General features: G+C 64.3%; 19 protein-coding genes. 8 read left to right on the plus strand and 11 right to left on the minus strand.

Annotation, left to right across the window (positions count from 1 at the left end; all coding sequences use genetic code 11):
- Positions 1-91: 91 nt before the first annotated feature.
- The gene (locus tag DY251_RS16065; RefSeq protein ID WP_116625016.1) at positions 92-2,602 is read right to left on the minus strand and encodes a heavy metal translocating P-type ATPase; all 2,511 of its coding nucleotides are present in this window, start codon (positions 2,600-2,602) and stop codon (positions 92-94) included.
- A gap of 201 nt (positions 2,603-2,803) precedes the next feature.
- Between DY251_RS16065 and DY251_RS16070 the strand changes: the two genes are divergently transcribed.
- The gene (locus DY251_RS16070; RefSeq protein ID WP_116624935.1) at positions 2,804-3,184 is read left to right on the plus strand and encodes a DUF305 domain-containing protein; all 381 of its coding nucleotides are present in this window, start codon (positions 2,804-2,806) and stop codon (positions 3,182-3,184) included.
- Between the two features lie 57 nt (positions 3,185-3,241).
- On the opposite strand, the gene DY251_RS16075 is transcribed toward DY251_RS16070, so the two are convergent.
- The 4 genes from DY251_RS16075 to DY251_RS16095 form a co-directional block, all read right to left on the minus strand.
- Entirely contained in the window at positions 3,242-3,979 is a 738-nt protein-coding gene (locus tag DY251_RS16075) for a pyridoxine 5'-phosphate synthase (protein ID WP_116624936.1), read from the minus strand.
- Entirely contained in the window at positions 3,976-4,992 is a 1,017-nt protein-coding gene (gene pdxA, locus DY251_RS16080; protein ID WP_116624937.1) for a 4-hydroxythreonine-4-phosphate dehydrogenase PdxA, read from the minus strand. The genes DY251_RS16075 and pdxA overlap by 4 nt, the downstream gene beginning before the upstream one ends.
- A gap of 17 nt (positions 4,993-5,009) precedes the next feature.
- Positions 5,010-5,408 (minus strand): Cu(I)-responsive transcriptional regulator, encoded by a 399-nt coding sequence (gene cueR, locus DY251_RS16085; RefSeq protein WP_116624938.1) that lies wholly within the window; start codon positions 5,406-5,408, stop codon positions 5,010-5,012.
- A 344-nt stretch (positions 5,409-5,752) separates the two neighbouring features.
- Positions 5,753-6,505, minus strand: a complete 753-nt coding sequence (locus DY251_RS16095; protein ID WP_116624940.1) for a DUF4336 domain-containing protein — start codon at positions 6,503-6,505, stop codon at positions 5,753-5,755.
- A 560-nt stretch (positions 6,506-7,065) separates the two neighbouring features.
- Between DY251_RS16095 and DY251_RS16105 the strand changes: the two genes are divergently transcribed.
- From DY251_RS16105 to DY251_RS16130, 6 genes are all read left to right on the plus strand, one after another.
- Entirely contained in the window at positions 7,066-8,550 is a 1,485-nt protein-coding gene (locus tag DY251_RS16105) for a multicopper oxidase family protein (RefSeq protein WP_116624942.1), read from the plus strand.
- 26 nt (positions 8,551-8,576) lie between these two features.
- Entirely contained in the window at positions 8,577-9,017 is a 441-nt protein-coding gene (locus DY251_RS16110) for a DUF411 domain-containing protein (RefSeq protein WP_116624943.1), read from the plus strand.
- Between the two features lie 34 nt (positions 9,018-9,051).
- Positions 9,052-9,189, plus strand: coding sequence for a hypothetical protein (locus tag DY251_RS21485; protein WP_158553266.1), 138 nt, complete (start codon positions 9,052-9,054; stop codon positions 9,187-9,189).
- Entirely contained in the window at positions 9,186-9,656 is a 471-nt protein-coding gene (locus DY251_RS16115) for a c-type cytochrome (RefSeq protein ID WP_116624944.1), read from the plus strand. Before DY251_RS21485 ends, DY251_RS16115 begins: the two co-directional genes overlap by 4 nt.
- Positions 9,653-10,192 carry a TlpA family protein disulfide reductase gene (locus tag DY251_RS16120; RefSeq protein WP_245416001.1) on the plus strand — a complete coding sequence of 180 codons (540 nt, stop codon included), beginning with the start codon at positions 9,653-9,655 and terminating at the stop codon, positions 10,190-10,192. The genes DY251_RS16115 and DY251_RS16120 overlap by 4 nt, the downstream gene beginning before the upstream one ends.
- 280 nt (positions 10,193-10,472) lie before the next feature.
- Complete coding sequence (locus tag DY251_RS16130) at positions 10,473-11,111, plus strand: SCO family protein (protein ID WP_116624946.1); 639 nt, start codon at positions 10,473-10,475, stop codon at positions 11,109-11,111.
- A gap of 549 nt (positions 11,112-11,660) precedes the next feature.
- Here DY251_RS16130 and DY251_RS16140 read toward each other — a convergent pair.
- From DY251_RS16140 to DY251_RS16150, 3 genes are read right to left on the minus strand one after another with little or no spacing between them, the layout of a single operon-like run.
- Positions 11,661-14,831 (minus strand): efflux RND transporter permease subunit, encoded by a 3,171-nt coding sequence (locus DY251_RS16140; RefSeq protein WP_116624948.1) that lies wholly within the window; start codon positions 14,829-14,831, stop codon positions 11,661-11,663.
- The gene (locus tag DY251_RS16145; protein ID WP_116624949.1) at positions 14,828-16,282 is read right to left on the minus strand and encodes an efflux RND transporter periplasmic adaptor subunit; all 1,455 of its coding nucleotides are present in this window, start codon (positions 16,280-16,282) and stop codon (positions 14,828-14,830) included. The genes DY251_RS16140 and DY251_RS16145 overlap by 4 nt, the downstream gene beginning before the upstream one ends.
- Entirely contained in the window at positions 16,279-16,677 is a 399-nt protein-coding gene (locus tag DY251_RS16150) for a FixH family protein (protein ID WP_116624950.1), read from the minus strand. The genes DY251_RS16145 and DY251_RS16150 overlap by 4 nt, the downstream gene beginning before the upstream one ends.
- A 221-nt stretch (positions 16,678-16,898) precedes the next feature.
- Here DY251_RS16150 and DY251_RS21490 point away from each other — a divergent pair, with 221 nt between their 5' ends.
- Entirely contained in the window at positions 16,899-17,171 is a 273-nt protein-coding gene (locus DY251_RS21490) for a hypothetical protein (RefSeq protein ID WP_158553267.1), read from the plus strand.
- 282 nt (positions 17,172-17,453) lie between these two features.
- Here the strand turns inward: DY251_RS21490 and DY251_RS16160 are convergent, their stop codons facing one another.
- The 3 genes from DY251_RS16160 to DY251_RS16170 are packed head-to-tail and all read right to left on the minus strand — an operon-like array spanning position 17,454 to position 22,913.
- Positions 17,454-20,714, minus strand: a complete 3,261-nt coding sequence (locus DY251_RS16160; RefSeq protein ID WP_116624951.1) for an error-prone DNA polymerase — start codon at positions 20,712-20,714, stop codon at positions 17,454-17,456.
- Positions 20,711-22,240: a Y-family DNA polymerase gene (locus DY251_RS16165; RefSeq protein ID WP_116624952.1), complete on the minus strand. Its 1,530-nt coding sequence runs from the start codon at positions 22,238-22,240 to the stop codon at positions 20,711-20,713. The genes DY251_RS16160 and DY251_RS16165 overlap by 4 nt, the downstream gene beginning before the upstream one ends.
- The gene (locus DY251_RS16170) at positions 22,149-22,913 is read right to left on the minus strand and encodes an ImuA family protein (RefSeq protein WP_116624953.1); all 765 of its coding nucleotides are present in this window, start codon (positions 22,911-22,913) and stop codon (positions 22,149-22,151) included. The genes DY251_RS16165 and DY251_RS16170 overlap by 92 nt, the downstream gene beginning before the upstream one ends.
- Positions 22,914-23,026: the final 113 nt, after the last annotated feature.

The raw sequence follows: 23,026 nt of genomic DNA on the forward strand, positions 1-23,026 counted from the left end.
CGCTCTCGGCGCTGTACGAGGCTCGATCAAACTATCTGTCTGGCAGCAGGGATACCCGATACTCTGGCATTCACGCCCTGCCGTCCGTTCGTCATTCGTTCGGGAGGCCAAGCCGCAAGCCTCGCAGCCTGAGCGAATTGCCGATCACGGATACCGACGACAGGCTCATCGCCGCGGCAGCGACCATAGGCGACAAAAGAATCCCGAACACCGGATAAAGCACTCCGGCGGCAACGGGTACGCCGAGCGCGTTGTAGACGAAGGCGAAGAACAGGTTCTGCTTGATGTTGCGGATCGTCGCCCTTGCAAGCGTGCGCGCCCTGACGATGCCGTTGAGATCGCCCTTCACCAGCGTGATACCCGCGCTTTCCACCGCCACGTCCGCTCCGGTTCCCATGGCAATGCCGACATCGGCCGCGGCAAGCGCGGGCGCGTCGTTGACGCCATCACCCGCCATCGCAACGCTGGCGCCCTTCGCGTGAAGCTCGTCGATCAGCGCCTTCTTGCTTTCGGGCAGCATCTCGGCGCGCACCTCGTCGATCCCGAGCCTGGCCGCCACGGCCTTCGCGGTCCGCTCGTTGTCGCCCGTCGCCATGATGATCGTCAGCCCACTCTCCTGGAGCGCGCGGATCGCGGCTTCAGTCGTCGCCTTGATCGGATCGGCGACCGCCACCATGCCGGCCAGCTTGCCATCCACGGAGACGAACATCGCTGTCTTGCCGTTTGACCTGAGCGCGTCGGCCCGCGGCTTCATCGATTCGGTGGCGACTCCGAGGTCGTCCATCATCGCAGCGTTCCCCAGCGCGACGGAACGGCCGGACACCTTGCCCTGAACGCCCTTCCCGGTGACGGCTTCGAAATCCTCGGCGTCGGCCATGGCGGTTCCTCTCGCCTGCACGCCTTCGACGATCGCTTCGGCCAGAGGATGCTCGGAACCGCGCTCGAGGCTGGCGGCCATCGCCAGCAATTCGCCCTCGTCGAAACCTTCGGCCGCAACGATGTCGGTCAGCTTTGGCCTGCCCTCAGTCAGCGTCCCGGTCTTGTCGACGATCAGCGTGTCGACCTTCGCGAAGCGCTCGAGCGCTTCGGCGTCTTTGATTAGCACGCCGGCCTGCGCGCCACGTCCGGTCGCAGTCATGATCGACATCGGGGTTGCGAGCCCGAGCGCGCAGGGGCAGGCGATGATCAGGACCGAGACCGCCGAGACGATGGCGAAGGTCATGCTCGGCTCGGGTCCGAAGATCGCCCAGACGACGAAGGCAAGGATGGCAACGAGCACGACGGTCGGCACGAAATAGTAAGAGACACGATCCACAAGACCCTGGATCGGCGCACGCGAGCGCTGCGCCTTGGCCACCATCTCGACGATCTGCGACAGCATCGTGTCCTTACCGACCTTATCGGCGCGCATGACCAGCGCCCCGTTCTTGTTGAGCGTGCCGCCCGTCAGGGCGTCCCCTTCGGTCTTCTCGACCGGGAGGGGCTCGCCCGAAATCATGGATTCGTCGACCGCGGAGCGCCCTTCCAGCACGGTGCCGTCCACCGGCACGCTGTCGCCGGGCCGTACGCGCAGCCGATCGCCCGACTGGACCTCCTCCAGAGGCACGTCGGCATCGGTGCCGTCTTCGGCAATCCGCCGCGCCGTCTTCGGGGCGAGGTCGAGCAGCGCGCGGATGGCAGAGCCCGTACGTTCGCGCGCCCGTAACTCAAGCACCTGGCCGAGGAACACCAGGGCGACGATCACCGCCGCCGCCTCGAAATAGACGGGCACCGTGCCGCCGTGGCCGCGAAACTGATGCGGGAAGATGCCGGGGAAAAGTGTCGCCACGACGCTGTAGATGTAGGCGGCCCCGACGCCGATTGAGATCAGCGTCCACATGTTCGGACTTCTGTTCACGAAGGAATCGTAGCCGCGACGGAAGAACGGGATCGCCGCCCAGAGCACCACGGGCGTGGCTAGCACGAGTTCGATCCAGACCGCGAGCCGCTCTCCGATCCACTCCCTGAACGGCAGGCCGAACATCGGTCCCATGGCCAAAGCGAGCAGCGGGACGGAAAGGACGGCGCTCACCCAGAAGCGGCGCGTGAAGTCGACCAGCTCTGGGTTCGGGCCCTCGTCGCCCGTCGGCACGCCCATCGGTTCCAGCGCCATGCCGCAGATCGGACATGATCCAGGCTTGTAGCGGATGACCTCCGGATGCATCGGGCAGGTGTACTTGGTGCCTGTCGCCATCGGCTCGACCGCTGGACGCGCGCCGAGATAGCGCGCCGGACTCGCCTCGAACTTGTCTTGGCAGCCTGAGGAGCAGAAGTAGAGCCCCGCGCCTTCGTGGCGGGTGAAGTGCTTCGCCGTCGAGCGGTCGACCTTCATGCCGCAGACCGGGTCGGTGGCCTCGAGATAGGCCTCGGGCTCCCTCACGAACCTGTCGTGGCAGGACTGGCTGCAGAAATGATAGACATGCCCGGCGTGCTCCGCCCTGGGCTTGCCTGCCTGCGGATCGACGGTCATGCCGCAGACCGGATCCCGGACAACGATGTCCGTCGCTTGCGTGTCGGAATGACGCTTGTCGTGGCCGTGATGCGTTCCGTGATCATGTTCCATGGACGTCTCTCCCGAGGAACCTCCCCGTACGCCTTCCACCTGCTGGAAGGTCAACATCGATTTTCCCGCTTGACCTTCCAGCAGGTGGAACCCGCAGGGTCATCACGGCTTCCCATGCGGCATGCATGGTTGAGGTTGTCCCCGGAACCGCAACCTTACGCGGCCGTTCGCAAAGACTGACATAGGACAAAGGAGTTCGAAATGAACAGGTATCTTCTGGCGGCAGCGGCGGGTGCCGCAATGATCGCCGCGGCTTTCGCCTTCCAAGCCACCGGACAGGAATCCCACGGCTCGACGGACCATTCGGCAACTGGAAGCATGAGCGACACCTCCAAGGGTTACATGGAGGCGATGAAGAAGATGGACGGGGAGATGGGCGCGACGAAGATGTCGGGCAAGCCCGGCGTCGACTTCGCCATGATGATGATCCCCCATCACCAGAGCGCCATCGACATGGCGCAGGCCTACCTGGTGAGCGGCGAGAACGACCCTGAGCTTACGAAGCTCTCGAACGAGATCATCGCCGCCCAGGAGAAAGAGATCTCTTTCCTGAAGGGCTGGCTGGAGACGAACGCCAACTGATCGGCTTTCAGGGCGAAGCCCCCTGTGCGATGAAGGCGACGGCAGGGAGAGCCAAAATCAGCGCTCCCTCCACCGGCTTCCTGCGATAAGCCCCTTCATCTCAGAAATGCTCGCCTTCAGCCCGACGAAGATCGCTTCGCCGATCAGGAAATGGCCGATGTTCAGCTCGACCACTTCCGGCAGCGCCGCGACGGCCTCCACGTTGTCGAACGTCAGGCCATGGCCTGCATGGCACTCGAGGCCGCATTGCGCCGTGACAGCGGCGGCCCTTGTCAGCCTGTCGAGTTCGCCGGAGCGGCTGCTTCCCACCGTCTCAGCATATCGGCCCGTGTGCAGTTCGACCACGGGAGCCCCCAGTTCTGCCGCCGCGCGAACCTGACGCTCGTCGGGATCGATGAACAGGGACACGCGTATTCCGGCTTCGACCAGGCGGGCTACGACAGGGCGCAGGGCCTCCAGATTGCCCGCGGCGTCCAGCCCGCCTTCGGTGGTCACCTCCTCGCGCCGTTCGGGCACGAGGCACACCGCGTGGGGCCGTGCAGCCAGCGCGATGCGGACCATCTCTTCGGTGGCCGCCATCTCCAGATTCACCGGGGCCCTGACCGCTTCCTGCAGCCGCCTCAAATCGTCTTCCCGAATGTGCCTCCTGTCCTCCCTGAGGTGCAGCGTGATCCCGTCCGCCCCCGCATCCAGCGCGAGCAGCGACGCGCGCACGGGATCGGGATGAATGCCGCCGCGGGCGTTGCGTACCGTGGCGACGTGGTCGATGTTGACGCCGAGACGAATGTTTCTCATTCGCCGAATCCTTTTCCGCGATGGCCGGCGATCCGAATGGCCATCCTCATGGCGGCGACCAGGCTACCGGGATCGGCGATTCCTTTCCCGGCTATGTCCAGCGCGGTGCCGTGGTCAGGCGACGTGCGCACGAAGGGAAGGCCCAGCGTCACGTTGACCCCGCCGTCGACGTCGAGCGTCTTGATCGGGATCAGGGCCTGGTCGTGGTACATGCAGATCGCGGCGTCGTAGCCAGCCCGCGACCGCGCCGTGAACATGGTGTCGGGCGGAAACGGCCCATGGGCGTCGATGCCCTCCCGCCCGAGGGTTTCGATGGCGGGCATGATGACGTCGATCTCCTCGCGGCCCATGCTGCCTTGTTCCCCTGCATGCGGGTTGAGCCCGGCTATCGCAAGCCTTGGGCGCTCCATGCCGAAGTCGCGGCGAAGCCCCGCGTCGGCTGCCCTGGCGACTTCCACGATCTTCGCGGTCGATATACCGCTGACGGCAGCCGAGAGCGGCTCATGTATCGATACGGGAATTACCTTCAGCTGCTCGCTCGCGAGCATCATCGTCGCGCGGTGTCCGGGTCCGGCGAGATGCTCGAGGAACTCCGTGTGCCCCGGGAAACAGAAGCCGATTTCATAGAGGGCCGACTTCTGGATCGGATTGGTCACGAGGGCCGCGGCCGGGCCGCTTGCCGCCATTTCGGTGGCCAGGCGGATAGCATCGACCACCGAAGAAGCGTTGCGGGGATCGGGCCGCCCGACCGCCACCGGCGCTTTCAGGGGAACTGACATCACCGGGAGCCCTTCGTTGAAAGCCTCTGACGCCTCGTCCGAACGTGAGATCGAGATCACGGGAACGGACAGGGACAACGCCCCGGCCGCGTCGGACAGGTGGTCGAAATCCTGCAGGACGAAGAACGGGCTTCCCGTGTTCCGGAGAGCCAGCCACGCCTTCAGCGTGATTTCGGCCGCTATTCCTGCGGGTTCCCCCATCGTCAGGGCGACGGGCGGGGCGAGACTGCGCATAATGCCTTGTGACTTCTTCAGTGCAGGTCATGACGGCCCGAAAGGCCGTCGATGATCGGGCAGTCGGGCCTGTGGTCGCCGTGGCAGCTGTCGACCAGCTGGCGAAGCATTACCTGGAGGCCTGTGAGTTCCCTGATCTTGCGGTCGATGTCATCGAGCTTGGCGGTCGCGATTGCCTTTACGTCGGCGCTCTCCCGTCGCGTGTCACCGTACAGGGAGAGAAGCTGCCTGCACTCCTCGACTGAGAATCCGAGGCTGCGCGCCCGCTGCAGGAAACGCAGGCGGTGCAGGTCCGCCGTCGAGTAGTCCCGGTAGCCATTGCCAGCCCGGTCAGGCTTCAGGAGACCGATATCCTCATAGTACCGGATCGTCTTGGCAGGCAGGCCTGATCTTTCTGCTGCGTCGCCTATGTTCATTGAAGCCTCCGATGAACAAACTGGCCGGAACATAGACCTTCCAGCAGGTGGAAGCTCAAGAGCTTTCGTATCAGTCTCCGGGCGAAGCCCACGGATCGCCTGCGGACCCCAGGTGCGCGACGATCGGCCTGCCGCAACCCGGGCATACGTATCGGCAGGCAAATTCCTTCTCGGCATCCTCGATGTGAACGGGCTCGCCCGTATCGATTGACTCGGCGACGATTCGCTTCCCGTCAGGCGTATGGGACAGCAGTTCGGCAAGGGTTGGAACGCGGTGAGTCATGGCTTTGCAAGCTGACTGAAACGAGATTTCAGCTCTCGATGAAACGGCTGCGCACTGACGGCTAGGGTTCGCCGAAAATCCGGCGCACTACGCCCTCGGCATTCTCATCGAAGCAGCGTCCATGGCTGAGCACAATCCGCTCTGGGCGCCATAATTGGATTGTCCTTATCGCCGCCCTCGCCCTTTTTCTCTGCAAAAGGAGAGGCAGGCGCATTCCGAAGAACACCTGTCCGAACGGGTGATACATCCCCGTAAGCCACGTCGCAAAACGCCAGGGCTGAGCGATCCTGTCGAGTTCAAGGTTGATGATGGTGTCGGCGAGGATCAAGGTCCTGGAACTCTTGTGGAAGAACACATACTCCTTGAAATAGCCGCCTGGGATCAGCGTTTGGTCGATTTCATCGACCCAATCTTCGGATGCGTTTGCGGCAAGATCCCTAGTGAAGTGGACGTCGACGCGTCGGGCGCGGGCGCGGGCGCGCACATGCGGCGAAGCCCACGTCAAAGCGCCCGGAAAAGCCCGGGCCCACTCTCCAATATGCGCGTAATGAAACTGATTGGGCGAGACGAGGTGACGAACCGTTCCTCTTGATCGCAGGTCATCCGCCAATTCTTCATCAAATGCGATCGGCGAGTGGAGGAACAGGTCGTCGCCTGGAAGCGTCACGACCGTCATACGTGTGGTGAACGGGAGCGGGAGCTGCATTCCGGCAACCGTCAAATACTCGAAAGGCCCGTCGACAATCCCGATATTGGCCGCCAGTGGCTTGTAGACGTTGATGGGCTCGTAAAGAGAAGGAGCGAAATCGGCCATTTCCCAAGCCTAGCCACGCATTCCGAGGCCTGCAACTATCGCCTCGCGAGCGAAACCCATCGCAGCGGTCATGGCTAGCCTGCGACCATCCGATTCTGGACACGGTGCAGAGGCAGGACTACTGTCAGTCCAATGAGCAAGCTCGTCCGCGTCCTCGCAGTCGTCTTCCTCGCGGCCTTCGCCGCAGGGTCGGCAGCGCACGCGGCGGCTGCCACCGACATGTCCCTGAAGATGTCCATGGCGACCATGGACGATGGCGGAATGACAGACTGCCAAGACTGTCCTGGCGATGACGCGCAAGCGTCGTCATGCGACCAGTTCTGCATGACCACGCTTGCCGCTATCTGCCCGCCGGCGAGCACCGATCTTCCCAATATCCCGAATGTCGTGGCAACCCGTACCGCAGTAACACCTAGCGACCGGGCGGGTCCGCCTGACCCCTACCCTCCCCGATCCATCCTCTGAGCTGACCGGCCGCGGCGGCATTCGCCTACGGCCAACCCGTCGACGCGCTGGCTACGTCCGCGCGTCACATAAGGCTATTCCAGGATGGTTGATCCATGTCCGATTTCCGCGTGCCGACGCTTACGCGTCGAGCCTTCCTCGCATCCGCCGCCGCCGTCTCGGCGGGCGCGATGCTTCCACCGCAATCCAAAGCCACCGCGGGAACCCCCGAGTTCCGGCTCCGCCCCGGACTGGGCCGCGCACAGATCACGCCGGAGCCGCATGGCGATACCGCCGTCTGGTGCTATGACGGCAGCCTGCCCGGTCCGGAAATCCGCGTCCGCCAGGGTGAACGCCTGCGGATCGCGGTCGAGAACGCGCTCGACGAAGAGACGACCGTTCATTGGCACGGCGTGCGCGTGCCGAACGCCATGGACGGGGTGCCGCACCTGACTCAGGCGCCGATCGCGCCCGGCGAGACCTTCACCTACGAGTTCGATGCCGTCGATGCGGGGACCTTCTGGTACCACCCGCACCAGCGCAGCTTCGAGCAGGTCGGCCGAGGCCTCTACGGCCCGCTGATCGTGGAGGAAGCCGATCCAATCCGGGTTGACCGCGACCTGACCTGGGTGCTGTCCGACTGGCGGCTGACCAAGACCGCCGAGATTCGGGAAGACTTCGGCAACCGCCACGACATGATGCACAACGGCCGGGTCGGCAACACTGTCACGATCAACGGGCGCGTGCCGGACGCTTTCCCGGTGCGGAAGGGCGAACGGATCCGGCTACGGCTGATCAACGCCGCCAACGCCCGCATCTTCGGCCTCGACTTCGGAAGCCACGAACCCGTCGTCATTGCGCTGGACGGGCAGCCAGTCGAGCCGCATGCCCCGGAGGGCGGGGTCGTCGTGCTGGGACCTGCGATGCGCGTGGACGTCATCCTCGACATGACGGCTGATGCCGGGAGCCGGATTTCAGTAACCGACCGCTTCTACAAGGGGCTAGAGTACCGCCTGGTCGATCTCGCTTACGATGACACTCCGCTCAGGGAGACGGCTCCCGACTGGCCGGTCGTCCTGCCGCCGAACCCGCTGCCGGAGCCGGAACTCGCGACCGCCATCCGCCACGAGGTGACGTTCAACGGCGGCATGATGGGAGCCATGGTCATGCAGGAGATGGGCGGCAGCATGGGAGACATGGGCAAGGATTCCTCCGGCGAGATGGGCGGAATGATGGGCAACATGGGCGGCATGATGAACATGATGCATTCCGGCGGCATCTGGTTCATCAACGGGGTTGCTGCCGAGGGCCACATCATGGACCCGATGCTGACGCTGGCGCGGGACAAAAGCCATGTCATCGCGATGACCAACGCGACTGCCTGGCATCATCCGATCCACTTGCACGGCCATTCGTTCCGGGTGATCTCCCGGGACGGCAAGCCGACCCGCCACCGCGAGTGGCAGGACACGGTGCTCATGTCGCCGCGCGAGCGGGTGGAGATTGCCTTCGTCGCCGACAATCCCGGCGAATGGATGCTCCACTGCCACATCCTCGAACACCAGGCCGCAGGCATGATGGGCGTCTTCGGCGTCGCCTGACCAATCCACTCCAAAGGAGAACCGAAATGCGAAAGTTCCTGAATGCCGTCGCCCTCGCTCCCTTCGTCTGGGCTGCCGTCCCGGCGCTCGCAGGCGAGAAGGACGTCACCCTCTACAAGAATCCGCAATGCGACTGCTGCGAGGGCTATGCCGACTACCTGCGGGAGAACGGCTTCGACGTCACGGTCAAGGCGACGCACGACCTGGCGGAGATGAGCCGCGAGGCTGGCATTTCTGACGAGTTCCAGGGTTGCCACCTGTCATTCGTGGATGGCTACGTCGTCAGCGGCCACGTGCCCGTCGGGACCGTCAAAAAGCTGCTTACCGAGCGCCCTGACATCAAGGGCGTGACGCTGCCTGGCATGCCCATGGGTTCGCCGGGAATGAGCGGCACCAAGGAAGCGCCGTTCGAGATGCTGGAGGTTACCAAGTCGGGCACCGTGGGCGGAGTCTACGCGCGGGAATAGCGTCGCCTGAACCCAAACCCGGAAGGAGCCGACGATGATGGACAGCGGAATGATGGACGGCATGGGCGGCATGATGGTGGGCATGGGGCTCGTCTGGCTCCTGCTCCTGGCGGTGCTTGTCCTCGCGGCCGCGGCCTTGGTGAAGTACCTGTTCTTCAGCGGCCGCAAATGAGCAGGAAGGTCGTTGCCCTCGGCATCGTGGCGGCGCTCTCCGGAGCCGCGGCCCTCGCCGTGATCTGGCAGTTCGGAGCCAACCCCGGCGAAGCCGCGGCGATCGCGCAGGGACGGCAGCTCTATGCCGCGAACTGCGCCTCCTGTCACGGAGCCAACCTCGAAGGCCAGCCGGACTGGAAGAGGCCGCTGCCGTCGAGACGCATGCCCGCCCCGCCGCACGACGCGTCAGGGCACACCTGGCACCATCCGGACGAGGTTCTGTTCCGGATCACCAAGGAAGGTCCCGCCGCCGTGGTGGGCGGCGGTTACGAGAGCGACATGCAGGGATTCGGGGAGGTGCTGAGCGACGAGGAGATCGGTGCCGTCCTCGCCTTCATCAAGAGCACATGGCCCGAGCGTGAGCGCGCCTACCAGGCGGAGATGAGCCAACGCGAGAAGGAGAAGACAAAGGAGAAGACACAGTGAGGGCGATCCTGTCGGCGCTGGTATTTGCCGTCCTCGCGACCGCTAGCGCGTGGGCCGAGGAGCCGGCGGCCATGGCTCTGCACGAGGAGCCGCAATCCGTGCCCGTACTCGTCTTCGCCGACGAGTCAGGCAAGCCACGAACGCTGGAGTCCTGGCGCAACAAGGTGGTGCTGCTCAATATCTGGGCAACGTGGTGCGCGCCCTGCCGCGCCGAAATGCCGACGCTCGCCCGCCTGCAGGAGCGGCTCGGCGGCGAAGGATTCGAGGTCGTCGCCCTTTCGGTGGACCGAGCGGGTGCGGGTGCGGTCCGGAAGTTCTTCGACGAGATCGGGGTCGGCCTCCCGGTCTTCATCGACCAGGACGGGGCCGCTCTCCGTTCGCTTTCGCTCTTCGGGCTGCCAGCCACGCTGCTGATCGGTCCGGACGGAAACGAGCTTGCGCGCCTCGCCGGACCCGCCGAGTGGGACTCGCCAGAGATGATTGCCTTCCTGACAAGTGCGATCGAACGACATCCGCAAAGGAATCAGACGCCATGACGGTGCAATCCGGAATCTACTCACCCGAAACCGCGGCAAGGCTGCTTCGCGCTTTGCGAACGCGGGCCTGGCTGCTCGTCGGCCTCTCGGCGCTCGCCATCGCCCTCTGGTCGAGATGGGACTGGCTTGCTGCGGTCGGCCTCGCTCCCATCATACTGGCGGTGCTTCCCTGCGCCGTCATGTGCGCGCTCGGCGTCTGCATGCACCGCCTCATGCCCCACGCGAAGGCGGGTTCGTGCCGGACACCGTCCGAACTCACCGATAGAGCCGGAGACCGGAAATGAACAGAAGAGCGCTTCTCCTCTCGACGGCCGCCATCCCGGCGCTCGCGCTTCCGGCACATGCCCATCACCCAGGGGCCGATCTCGACAGGCTGATGGGCAGCGAGGAGAAGTATTTCCAGGCGATCGACGCTCCCGCCGCGCCCGGATTCGAACTGGCCGACGCCGACGGCGATCCCGTCCGCCTGTCAGACTTCTCCGACAAGATCGTCGTGCTCAATTTCGTCTTCGCCAGTTGCATCGATGTCTGCCCGCTCCACTCCGACCTGATCGCGCGGGTGCAGGAGATGGTGAACGCCACGCCGATGAAGGACATGGTGCAGTTCCTGACGGTCACCACGGATCCGGCGGCGGACACGCCGGAGATCCTGAAGGCCCACGGCCCCTCGCACGGACTTGACCCGCGCAACTGGCTATTCCTGACCGCGCGCGACGGGCAGGCCGAGGATGCGACACGGAAGCTCGCCGAGGAATACAACCAGCGCTTCGACCCGCTCGACGACGGTCAGCAGATGCACGGGGTGGTCACCCACATCATCGACCGTGGCGGGCGCTTCGCCGCAAAGTATCACGGCCTCAGATTCGATCCTCTTAACCTGGTCATGTACCTCAACGGCCTGACGAACAACGTGAAGTGACCGCGACAAGGTTGACGCCACCCGGGAACCCTCAGGTCGCCGGAACACCTCCGAAGGCCTTGAGCGGCGGTTCGGAGGCGTACCCGTTGGAGATCGACTTCACTTCCGGCGAGAGCGTGAAAGCGGCGCTCGACACTATGGTAACGCTATATCTTCTAACCAGAGTCTCGATGCTTCCGCCGTTTGTTTCCGCAAGCGCGGGAGATAACTAGGTAAGCCTCATCGGCCGCGCTTGCCTCGATTCCCTTGTCACAGAGGCACTCCAGGGCGCACAGGAGGTGCTCCGCGACGTCGAGCCTTCCCGCGTCATGCGCGGATTTGAAGGCCGCAAGAATCGCACGGTCGAGAGGCGGATTGGACTGACACAGCATTGTTCAGTCTCCTTTGATGTGCAAGCATCGTGCTCCTTCCAGCGGGTGGAAGGTCAAGGGCGGCGACCTGAACAATCCGTGGGCCGTCCCGCGCGCTGCCGCATCTACGATGACGACGAGATCGAACCGCTGTGCCATGGTTCGCAACCTATGAGCTTCCGCAACAGTTCTCTTCTTTCTATTCCGCTGCCAATTTCAACGCGGGTGCCGGGAGCGACGGTGTTTCGGCGGTAGACAGCTTCGGCAGCCGCCAGCCTTTGACGATCCCGTAGACGGCGGGGATCACAACGAGCGTCAGGATGGTCGACGAGATCATGCCGCCGATCATCGGGACCGCGATGCGCTGCATGACTTCCGATCCGGCCCCGGTGCTCCACAGGATCGGAAGCAGCCCCGCCATGATGGCGACCACCGTCATCATCTTCGGGCGGACACGCTCGACCGCGCCGACCATAATCGCGGCGCGGAGGTCGTCTCTAGTCATCAGGCGATTTTTGGCGGTGCTTCGTGCCTTCGCCTCTGTCCATGCATGGTCAAGATAGATCAGCATGATCACGCCTGTCTCGGCGGCCACGCCTGCGAGCGCGATGAAGCCGACTGCGACCGCGACCGACATGTTGAAGCCCAGCCACCACATCAGCCAGATGCCGCCGACCAGCGCGAATGGGAGCGACAGCATGACGATCAGCGTCTCGGTGAGCGCCCGGAAATTGAGGTACAGGAGCAGAAAAATCAGCGCCAGCGTCAGCGGCACCACGATCTTCAGGCGTTCCACCGCCCGTTCCAGGTATTCGAACTGTCCGCTCCAGGCGACGGAGTAGCCGGAAGGGAGATCGACCTCGCTCGCGACCGCGGCTTGCGCGTCGGCGACATAGCCGCCGAGGTCTCGGCCGGCAATGTCGACGAAGATGTAGACGGCGAGCTGCCCGTTCTCGGTGCGGATCGAAGTAGCGCCGCGCGTAAGCTCCACCGTCGCCACCTCGCCGAGCGGCACGAAGCCGCCGCCGGGGAGCGCGACCTGCACGTCCCGGGCGATGGCCTGCGGGTTGCTGCGCATGGCCCGCGGATAGCGAATGGACACGCCGTAGCGCTCGCGGCCCTCCACGGTGGAGGTGATCACCTCCGCACCCAGGGCCATCGATATGACTTCCTGCACGTCGCCGACGGACAGGCCGTAACGGCCGAGCGCGATGCGGTCTGGGACGATGTCGAGATAGTAGCCGCCGATCACCCGCTCGGCATAGGCGCTGGATGTGCCTGGAACCGCCCGCAGGACCGCCTCGATCTGGCGCGCGACCGTCTCCAACTCGGCAAGATCGGTCCCGTAGACCTTCACGCCGACGGGCGTGCGGATGCCCGTCGACAGCATGTCGATGCGGGCGCGGATCGGCATCGTCCAGGCATTGGACACCCCTGGGAACTGCAGCGCCGCGTCCATCTCCGCCTTGAGGCTTTCCACGGTCACGCCCGGCCGCCATTCCGCTTTCGGCTTCAGGTTGATGATCGTCTCGAACATCTCCAGGGGGGCGGGATCGGTTGCGGTCTGCGCCCGTCCCGCCTTGCCGAAAACGGATTCCACCTCGGCAAAGGATTTGATGATCCGGTCCTGCATCTGCATGAGCTCGGCGGCCTTGGTGACCGAGATCCCCGGCAGTGTCGTCGGCATGTACATAAGCGTGCCCTCGTCCAGGGCGGGCATGAACTCGCTGCCGAGCTGGCGGGCCGGCCAGACGGTCGCGGCGAGCGCGACGACCGCGAGCAGGATGGTGAAAGTCTTCGCTTTAAGCACTCCGGCAATGACCGGACGGTAGAGCCCGATCAGGATCCTGTTGACGGGATTCCTGTGCTCGGGAACGATCCTGCCCCGCACGAAGATCACCATCAGCGCGGGCACCAGCGTCACCGACAGCAGCGCGGCCGCAGCCATTGCGAAGGTCTTGGTGAAGGCGAGCGGGCCGAACAGTCGCCCTTCCTGACTTTCGAGAGTGAAGATCGGCAGGAACGAGACGGTGATGACGAGCAGGCTGAAGAACAGCGCTGGCCCGACCTCGCTCGCCGCCTCGACCAGCACCTCGATACGCGGCTTGTCCGGCGAAGCGCGCTCCAGGTGCTTGTGCGCGTTCTCGATCATCACGATCGCCGCGTCGATCATCGCGCCGATGGCGATGGCGATGCCGCCGAGGCTCATGATGTTGGAGCCGAGTCCGAGCAGCTTCATCGCCGTGAAGGCCATCAGGATGCCAACGGGGAGCATGATGATGGCGACCAGCGCGCTCCTGACGTGAAGCAAGAACACGATGGTGACGAGAGCCACGACGATGCTCTCCTCGACCAGCGTCGACTTCAGCGTCTCGATCGCGGCGTCGATCAGTACCGAGCGGTCGTAGACCGGAACGATCTTCGCCCCGCCCGGCAGGCTCTTCTCGATCTCGGCAAGGCTTTCCTTGGCGTTCTCGATGACGGTCAGGGCGTTAGCGCCGACGCGCTGCAGCACGATGCCGCTCGCGACTTCGCCTTCCCCGTTCAGTTCCGTGATGCCGCGCCGCTCGTCCGGGACGATCTCGACCCGGGCGACGTCGCTTAGCCTGAGCGGCACGCCGCCGACGGTCTTGAGCGCGATGCTCTCGATGTCGGCGACGCTCTTCAGATAGCCGCGGCCGCGCACCATGAACTCGAACTCGGAGATTTCGACCGTGCGGCCGCCGGTGTCCATGTTGCTCGCCCGAACGGCTTCGCCGATCTCCGACAGCGTCACGCCTTGGGCGCGCATCCGATCAGGGTCGACGACGATCGAATACTGCTTGACGAAACCCCCGACGCTCGCGACTTCGGACACGCCTTCCGCCTTGGAGGCCGCGAAACGCACGACCCAGTCCTGCAGCGACCTGAGTTCGGCCAGCGAAAGTTCCTTGGCGACGACCGCGTACTGGTAAACCCAGCCGACTCCCGTCGCGTCGGGACCGAGCGCCGGGGACACTCCGTCTGGCAGCCGGCTGGCGGCGGCGTTCAAATATTCGAACACGCGGCTGCGCGCCCAGTAGGGATCGACGCCGTCCTCGAAGATCACATAAACGAAGGACACGCCGAAGAAGGAGAAGCCCCGGACCACCTTCGACCGTGGCACGGTCAGCATGGCGGTCGTCAGCGGATAGGTGACCTGGTCCTCGACCACCTGCGGGGCTTGCCCCGGATAGTCGGTGAATACGATGACCTGGACATCCGAAAGGTCGGGTATCGCGTCGAGCGGCAAGGTCTTGACCGCGTAAACCCCTGCGCCGACGGCGAGCGCCGTGGCGAAGAAGACGAGGACGAGGTTGCGCGCGGACCATGCGATGAGGTTGGCGATCATGGCTTCGGCTCCGATGGCGTGAGCGCGGAAAGCGCCGCCTTGAGGTTGCTTTCAGCGTCGATCAGGAAGTTCGCCGAGACCACGACCCGGTCGCCTTCCGCGATCCCCTCCGTGATCTCCGTCATGCCCTCGCCGCGCGCGCCGATCTTCACGTCGCGCGGCTCGAAGCTGCCTTCGCCCCTGTCGATGATTACGACCTGGCGGTCGCCCGTGTCGATGACCGCGCTGTCCGGAACCGTCACGACGGGATCGCCGCCGCCAGTCGCTATCTCCACCTCGGCATACATGTTGGCGAGCAGCAGCACGTCTGGATTTGGCAGTTCGATGCGGACCTTCGCGGTGCGGGTCTGGCCCTGGATTTCGGGATAGATCAGGCCGACCTTGCCCTCGAACTCTTTGCCCGGCAGGCCGCGGACGCGGACGGACGCCTTGTCCCCCACGCGCACGGCTCTCAGGTCGTATTCCGGCACGTCCGCCATGATCCACACCGTCGAGATGTCCGCGATCCGGAACAGCGTCTGGCCCGCTTCGGCCATCATTCCGTCGACCGCCATGCGCTCCAGGACGACGCCGCTTCGCGGAGCCATCAACGTCACCGAGATCGGGACTTTGTTGGTCTTCTCGATTTCGGCGATCGCTTCTGCAGGCACGCCGAGATTCGTCAACCGCTGCAGACTGCCTGCCGCTGCTATCTTACCGGCCCCGCTCTTCAAGTCGGCCGCATAGAGCGCGCCCGCCGCCGCGATCTCCTTGGCGTAGAAGCGGACAAGAGGTTCTCCCTCACCGATCACGGAGCCGGTGGTGACTTGTGCGACCTCCTCGATGAAGGCCTCGGTGCGGGTCGAAATGACGCTGACGCGACGCTCGTCGAGCGTGACAGTGCCGGGTATCCGGACCCGGCGAACGATCGCGCCCTTCGTGGCCAAAATAGTCTTGACCCCGGTCCGCTGGACCTTCCCTGGCGAAACCGTGACGGTCGAGCCGTCTTCGTCCTCGCCTTCGTAGACGGGGAGGTAGTCCATGCCCATCGAATCCTTCTTCGGCGTTGGCGACGTGTCCGGCAGGCCCATCGGATTCCGATAGTAGAGAATCCGCCGTCCGCCTCCATCCGTCGCCACTTCGGCCGCTTCGTCCGGCTCGGCTTCCACCGGCCTATCGAAGCTCACGTCCTCGCTGGCGAGCACGGCCACGAAGTCGCGGCCGTCATCGGTCTTTTTCGGCGTCGTCGAATAGGCGGGATCGTCTGGATGGCGATAGTAGATGACGGGACCGTAGGGAGCGGAGGCTGCCGGCATTGCTTCCGGCTCGGCCCCGAACGCCCGCATCGCAATCGCCTCGATCATTTGCAGAGCGGCTGGAGCAGACAGATCGCGCTGCCCGGCCCAGTATCCACCCGCCCCGGCCCCCGCCGCCACGACGGCGAGGGCCAGGAATGAGCCGAACCTGCTCATTGGACGGCCTTGAATTCCAGGCGGCTCTCGACCGCTTCGGTCTCGCCCTGGACCTTGGCCGCTATCGAGAAGCGCCAGCCTCCCGCCATGGGGAGATCGGTCTTGAAACGGTACACGCCGGCTTCCTCGGATGGCATTGCCTCGACGGGCGTGGTCATCGTTTCCATCCCGTCCGGAGCCATGTCCATGCGGGTGGTGAAGACGACGGCGTCCCCGACGGGCGCGCCTGTCCGCTTGTCGACGAGCCTTACTGCAACGACGGCTTCGCCTTGCTTGACCTCGTTGTCAACGAGCTGGAATTCGTAATCCTCGGGCGCGGCCACGGCCGCGTGAGAAGACACGATGACGGATGCGAGCGCCAGCATTGCGGCGCGAAGTACGAGTTTCGATTTCATGATTTGAAAGTTCCAACTGTCATTGATCCGCGCTTGCGCACGGCATTGGGCGTGGCAAACACCACGCGACCCCACCCGCGCAGCGGTCGGCAGCACGGGTTTCAAGCGCTGGAAGCGCCTATGACAGTCAGGCTTTGGGGGGTCTCGGCGGCGGCTCGCCGCCTAACGACGAAAGGACGGCTTCTCTGCCAACTAGGAATTTGTCGCCGATCGGGAGATGGGTGAGCAACCTCAGCGTTTCCGGAACCGGAACACTGACGAGTCCTGACAGGCAGAGGACTGCGAGCGGGCAATCCTTGCCGCAGTCCGGAACTGCGGGCTGGTCGTCCGGGCAGCAGGGCATGCCATCTGGCATCGATGCCATCGCCTGCGCGGACATCGTCAGCGACGCCGACGAGGCGGTCAAAGGCGCGAGCACCAGCCCAAAAAGGGCCAGCACAACGAGAAGGCGTCTGGTGAACGCGCGAGGTTTCATCGACCCAAACATGGCATAGCTTCGCCAGTATGGCCACCCACTCATCGGAATGTGATGAATGCGCCGTCCCTGCTCCTCCTAATTTCTTCCTCCGGCTTTCCATCCAAGTAATCGCATCGCGTTGGCGGTGACCAGAACTGTCGCGCCAGTGTCAGCCTTCGAAGTGGAGAGTGTGATCTCCTGATCATATCGGTCCGACCAGAAACACATTTCGAAGACCCGTTTTGGAAACCAGACTTTCGCAGCCTGCATTGTTCCGATCAGCGACGCGTCCGAGTAGTCGCGGCGCTGTCCATCCCTGCTACCGGAAATCCCGTGTCTTCACCTTGATGCGGTCGATATGATCGTAGGGGTCGACGATGTTGCGACCTTTCGGCAGGCTCCGCGGATCGACACCCGGCGCGCCGTGATAGGCTTCGTCACCGCGGCCATGCGGCAGGGGAAACGGCGCCTCGCGATTTCCCACGCTTGCCAGCTCGCCAGAGAGGTCTGTCAGCTCGTGAGCGACGAGATGCACAACCTCTCCTTCCCGCTGGATGCGGCCGCGCACGCCGAGCATGGCGGACGATAGAAGCACGCGCCGGAATTTCTCGAACACCTTGACCCAGACGACGACGTTGGCGGCGCCCGTCTCATCCTCCATGGTGAGGAACATGACGCCCTTGGCCGAGCCAGGCCTTTGCCTGACCAGCACCAGACCGGCGGCCTCGAGCCATCGTCTGTCCCGCGCCTGCATGGCCTCCTGACAGGTCACGATGCGCCGCCGGCGAAGGTCCGCACGCAGAAACGACACGGGATGGCTGCGCAAGGTCAGCCCGACATGGCCATAATCCTCGACCACTTCGCGGCCGGCCGTCATTGGCCGCAGCGCAATGGCAGGTTCGTGGATCTCCGGCACAGTCTGCTGTTCACGGGAGGTGGCCGCTGCAAACAGCTGCAAGGGTTCATCGCGCAGCGCCTTGATCGCCCAGAGTGCGTCGCGGCGGGCGAGGTTGAGATCCGGCAGAAAAGCGTCGGCTTCGGCAAGCTGGACCAGCGATGACCCCGGCACGCCGGCGCGGCGCCAGAGATCGTCGACTGAGAGGAAGGGCTCATCGGCTCGCGCAGCAACGATCGCGGCCGCGTCGTCATTGGCGAGCCCCTTCACCATGCGCAGGCCGAGGCGGACAGCAAAGCGGTCTTCGACATCCGTCGGCTCGAGTGTGCAATCCCAGCGACTGGCATTGACACAGACCGGGCGCACCTCGACGTCGTGATCGCGTGCGTCGCGCACGATCTGGGCTGGCAGGTAAAAACCAATCGGCTGCGAATTCAGAAGTGCTGCGCAAAACACATCCGGATGCCAGCATTTCATCCAGGACGAGGCATAAGCGATCAATGCAAAGCTGGCGGCGTGGCTTTCCGGAAAACCGTAGCTGCCAAAACCCTCCAGTTGCGAAAACGTCTTTTCGGCAAATTCCCGCGTGTAGCCGTTGGCGATCATGCCGTTGACCAGCTTGTCGCGGAACTTCGAGACGCCGCCGGTGTACTTGAAGGTGGCCATGGCGCGCCGCAGCTGGTCGGCCTCGCCGGCGGAAAAACCGGCGCAGACCATGGACACCTGCATCGCCTGCTCCTGAAACAGCGGCACGCCGAGCGTCTTGCCGAGTACGCGCTCGAGCTCCGGTGTTGGAAACGTCACCGCTTCCTTGCCGTCGCGCCGGCGAAGATAGGGATGCACCATGTCACCCTGGATCGGCCCCGGACGGACGATCGCCACCTCGATGACCAGGTCGTAGAATGTCCGGGGTTTCATGCGCGGCAGCATGGACATCTGCGCGCGGGATTCGATCTGGAAGGTGCCAAGCGTGTCGGCCTTCCTGATCATCGCATAGGTGCGCGGATCCTCCGCCGGGATTGTTGCCAGGTCGAGTGTGACACTCTTGTGCTCTGACAGGAGATCGAATGACCGCTTCATCGCCGTCAGCATTCCGAGCGCCAACACGTCGACCTTCATGAATTTGAGGGCATCGATATCGTCCTTGTCCCATTCCACGACCTGCCGATCCTTCATCGCCGCCGGCTCGATCGGCACGAGATCGTCGAGCCTATCGTGAGTCAGGACAAAGCCGCCCGGATGCTGCGAGAGATGGCGCGGGGTGCCGGCAAGTTGCGCTGCGAGTTCGAGGGTCAGGCGCAGGCGCCGATCGCCGAGATTGAGGTTGAGCTCACGGGCGCGCTGCTCATCGACGGCTTCGCCATGGCCCCAGATCTGCGAGGAGAGCAGTTTCGTCATATCCTCAGGCAGGCCGAGCGCCTTGCCAACATCACGAACGGCGCCTTTCGTCCTGTAGCGGATGACAGTCGAGCAGAGTGCGGCATGGTCGCGACCGTAGGTCTCGTAGACCCACTGCATGACGATCTCGCGCCGTTCATGCTCGAAGTCGACATCGATGTCGGGCGGTTCGCGCCGTTCCTGGCTCACGAACCTCTCGAACAGGAGGTTGTTGCGTTCGGGATCAATTGAAGTGATGCCAAGCACGTAGCAGACAGCTGAATTGGCGGCCGAGCCGCGGCCCTGGCAAAGGATGTCCTGGCTGCGGGCGAAGCGGACGATCGAGTTCACAGTGAGAAAGTAGGGCGCGTATTCGAGCGTCTCGATCAGCCGCAGCTCGTGTTTAAGAATGCCAACGACCTTGTCAGGCAGACCCTCGGGGTAACGTTGGGCAGCACCTTCCCAGGTGAGCTTTTCGAGCGCCTGCTGGGCGGTGAGGCCCGGCATGGTCTTCTCCTGAGGGTATTGGTAGGCGAGCTCGTCCATTGAGAAACGGCAGCGGTCGGCGATTTCGATCGTGCGCGCCAGAGCCTCGGGATAGCGGCTGAAGAGCCGCGCCATCTCGTCGCCCGGCTTAAGGTAGCGATCGGCATGACGTTCACGACGGAAGCCGGCGTCGTCGATAGTGACGTTGTGGCGGATGCAGGTGACAACATCCTGCATCATGCGGCGGCCGGGCTCGTGGAAAAGGACGTCATTGGTGACGACCGTTGGCACGTGCATTGCGGTCGCCAGGTTTGCCAGCTCGTAAAGTCGGAGCTGGTCGTTCGGGCGCCGGCGCAAGGTGAGCGCCAGATAGGCGCGATCACTGAAGGCTTCGCGCAGGCGTCGTAGACGCAAGCCGCAGACGTCATCGGCCTCGTCGGGAACGAGCGCCCCAATCAGCCCTTCGCCGTAGGCGACGACGTCATCCCATTCCAGATGACACTTGGCTTTACCCGCCCTGCCCTTGCCGAGCGAAAGCAGGCGGCAGAGACGCGAATAGGCCGGCCGGTCGGTCGGATAGACCAGCATCGACATGCCGTCGGCGAGATCGAGACGGCAGCCGACGATCAGCCGGACACCTGTCGCCTTCGCCGCTTCGTGGGCGCGCACGATGCCGGCCAGCGAATTGCGATCGACGACAGCCAGTGCCTTGATGCCAAGCAACGCTGCCTGCGCGAACAGTTCCTCACAGCTGCTCGCCCCGCGCAGGAAACTGAAATGCGAGGTGACCTGCAGCTCGGCATACCGGGCTCTGCCAGTCATCCGAAGATCCCGTGCAGGAACCATTTGTGCGATCCGGTCGCGGCGTCCTCACCATCGCCGGCGCGATAGACCCAGTAGCGCTCTCCGTTCTCGTCCTCGACCTGGAAATAGTCTCTCACCGCCACGAGCTCGGCGTCGCGCTTCCACCATTCCCCGAACACGCGCTCCGGCCCGTCCGCCCGCTTCACGCGCCGGCGAACGCCGCGCCAGGTGAAGGTCACGGGCGGATGGTCGGGGAGAAGCGCCACTGTCTCGATCTGCTCGGGTCGAGGCAGCAACCGTGACGGTCGCGGCCAATGGCCGGGCCAGCCTTCGCCGGTGTCGGGCGCCATCGGCGCAATGCGCTGAACGGAGCGTTCGGGAACGTCGCTCTGCACCGGGGCGAAACGATAGAGCCGGTCCTCGCCGACACGGTTGGCAAGGATGTCGATCACATCCGAGACATCAGCTTCCGGCGCCTCGGCAAGCGAAGAGATCGTCTGTTTCGCGTGCAGCGGTTCGGCGACGGTCGCGGCAAGCCGCATCAGTTCGATGCCGAAGCCCGGATCGATCGTCTCGATCTTATCGGTGAGGAGCCGGGTCAAGCGCTTCGTGTCGCGAACCGGCGTTGCTGTGCTGACACGGATCGCCTCGATGCGATTGTCGACCAGGAAGAACAAAAAATCGAGCCGGCGTGCGCCAAGCCCTAGCGTCTCCAGTTCAGCGCAGAGCTCGGCTACCAGCTTGCCGGTATAGCGGGCAATCGTTTCAGCCGCGCCGATCGGTTCGGCAAAATTGCGGCGTACCTCGACGATCTCCTCCGCCCGGATCGGCTCGATCGGTTCGCTCACCCGTCCGAACGCCTGGTCGAGACGGCGACCGGGTTCTGGTCCAAAACGCAGGGCGAGCGAAGCCCGCGGCGTGCCTGCAAGATCCGCGATTGTCTCGAAGCCGAGCCGCCGCAGGCTATCGATCGTAACGGCGGGCAGACGAAGGGCAGCGACCGGCAAAGGCAGGATCGCTTCGGCGGTTTCGCCGGACGGTACCACAAGGGTCTGCTGTCTACCGAAGCGGGCCAGTGCGTGAGCTGCGCCCCAGGTGTCGGCAACCGCAGCACGCGCGGTGAGGCCAGACGCGCCAAGACGATCCGCCATTTGGGCGAGCATTGCAGCTTCGCCGCCATGCAGATGATCGGCGCCAGTCGTGTCGATCACGAGGCCGTTCGGCGGATCGGCCGCAGCGATCGGCGAATAGCGGCGAAGCGCCCAAAGCGCCAATCGCTCGAGCGCCATTTCGTCGGCATCGGGCTCAGCATCATGAACGACCAGACCCGGGACCAGCGCCTGCGCCTTGCTCGCCGGCATGCCGATGCGCAGGCCGGCTGCGTACGCTGCCGCGTCGGCGGCGAGCACGACACGGCGACGACCGTCACGGCCGATAAGGACGAGCGGCGTCTCAGGCGGAGGCGCGGCGTCGCCCGATTTCCTTCTCCTTCTGAAGCGGTCTGTCGGCCACCTCGGAAGGAAGAGCGATACGACCCTTGGCATCGCATGCCTCCACTGTAAAATCCGCACTCTCCCCTGCCCTGCATCGGATCAACTCAAGCTGCCAGCGCGCGCGTCCCACCCCCTGCACGGGCAACGGCGTCGACGGCAGGACCGAAACCCGCCAGCGGGTTGCGGCGGCTGTCGGCTGGCCGAAATCCGTGGCCTCCGTCTGACGCCGCCAGCGGCGAATGGCGATGCCGATGGCGCCGGAGCTTTCGGCGGCGAGCTGAAGCCGCCGTGACGCGGTCATCGAAAGCCGGGCAATCTCGGCAACGACAGCGCCAAAGCCACCACGAAGACCCTCTTCGAAGCAGGCGAGAACAGATTTTTCGTCCCCGGCCTCAACATAGATCACCCTTCCCGGTGGCAGGCCGGCCTGTTCAATCGCCGGCGCAAACAGGTCCGGCCGGGTAACGCACCACAGCACCTTGCCAGCTGTGCGCGCCGCAATTCCGGCGGCAAAGAGTGCTGCCGCGGCGCCATCCAGCGCGCCGTTGCCGCCACCGGCAACCTCATGCAGCGCCCCTAACGCCAGCCCTCCTCCCGGTAGAACCCTGTCGATCGCCGGAACGCCGAAGGAAAGGACCTCGCGCCGGCGTGCAGAACCGCCCTCGAGGCGCGCGATGCGTTCCCGAAGTTCGGACAATGCAAACCTGTTCGAGGACATGGCCATGCCCGTCGCATTCGTCTCCGTTTTTCGATTTGTTCTATTTTTGTTCTCAACAGCCGCAAGAGTCAATCGAGCTGATTGCGCAAAGCTGCGATGGCAAATATGGCGTGGTGCTG

This window comes from Mesorhizobium denitrificans (genome assembly GCF_003403035.1).
Classification (GTDB): domain Bacteria; phylum Pseudomonadota; class Alphaproteobacteria; order Rhizobiales; family Rhizobiaceae; genus Mesorhizobium_G; species Mesorhizobium_G denitrificans.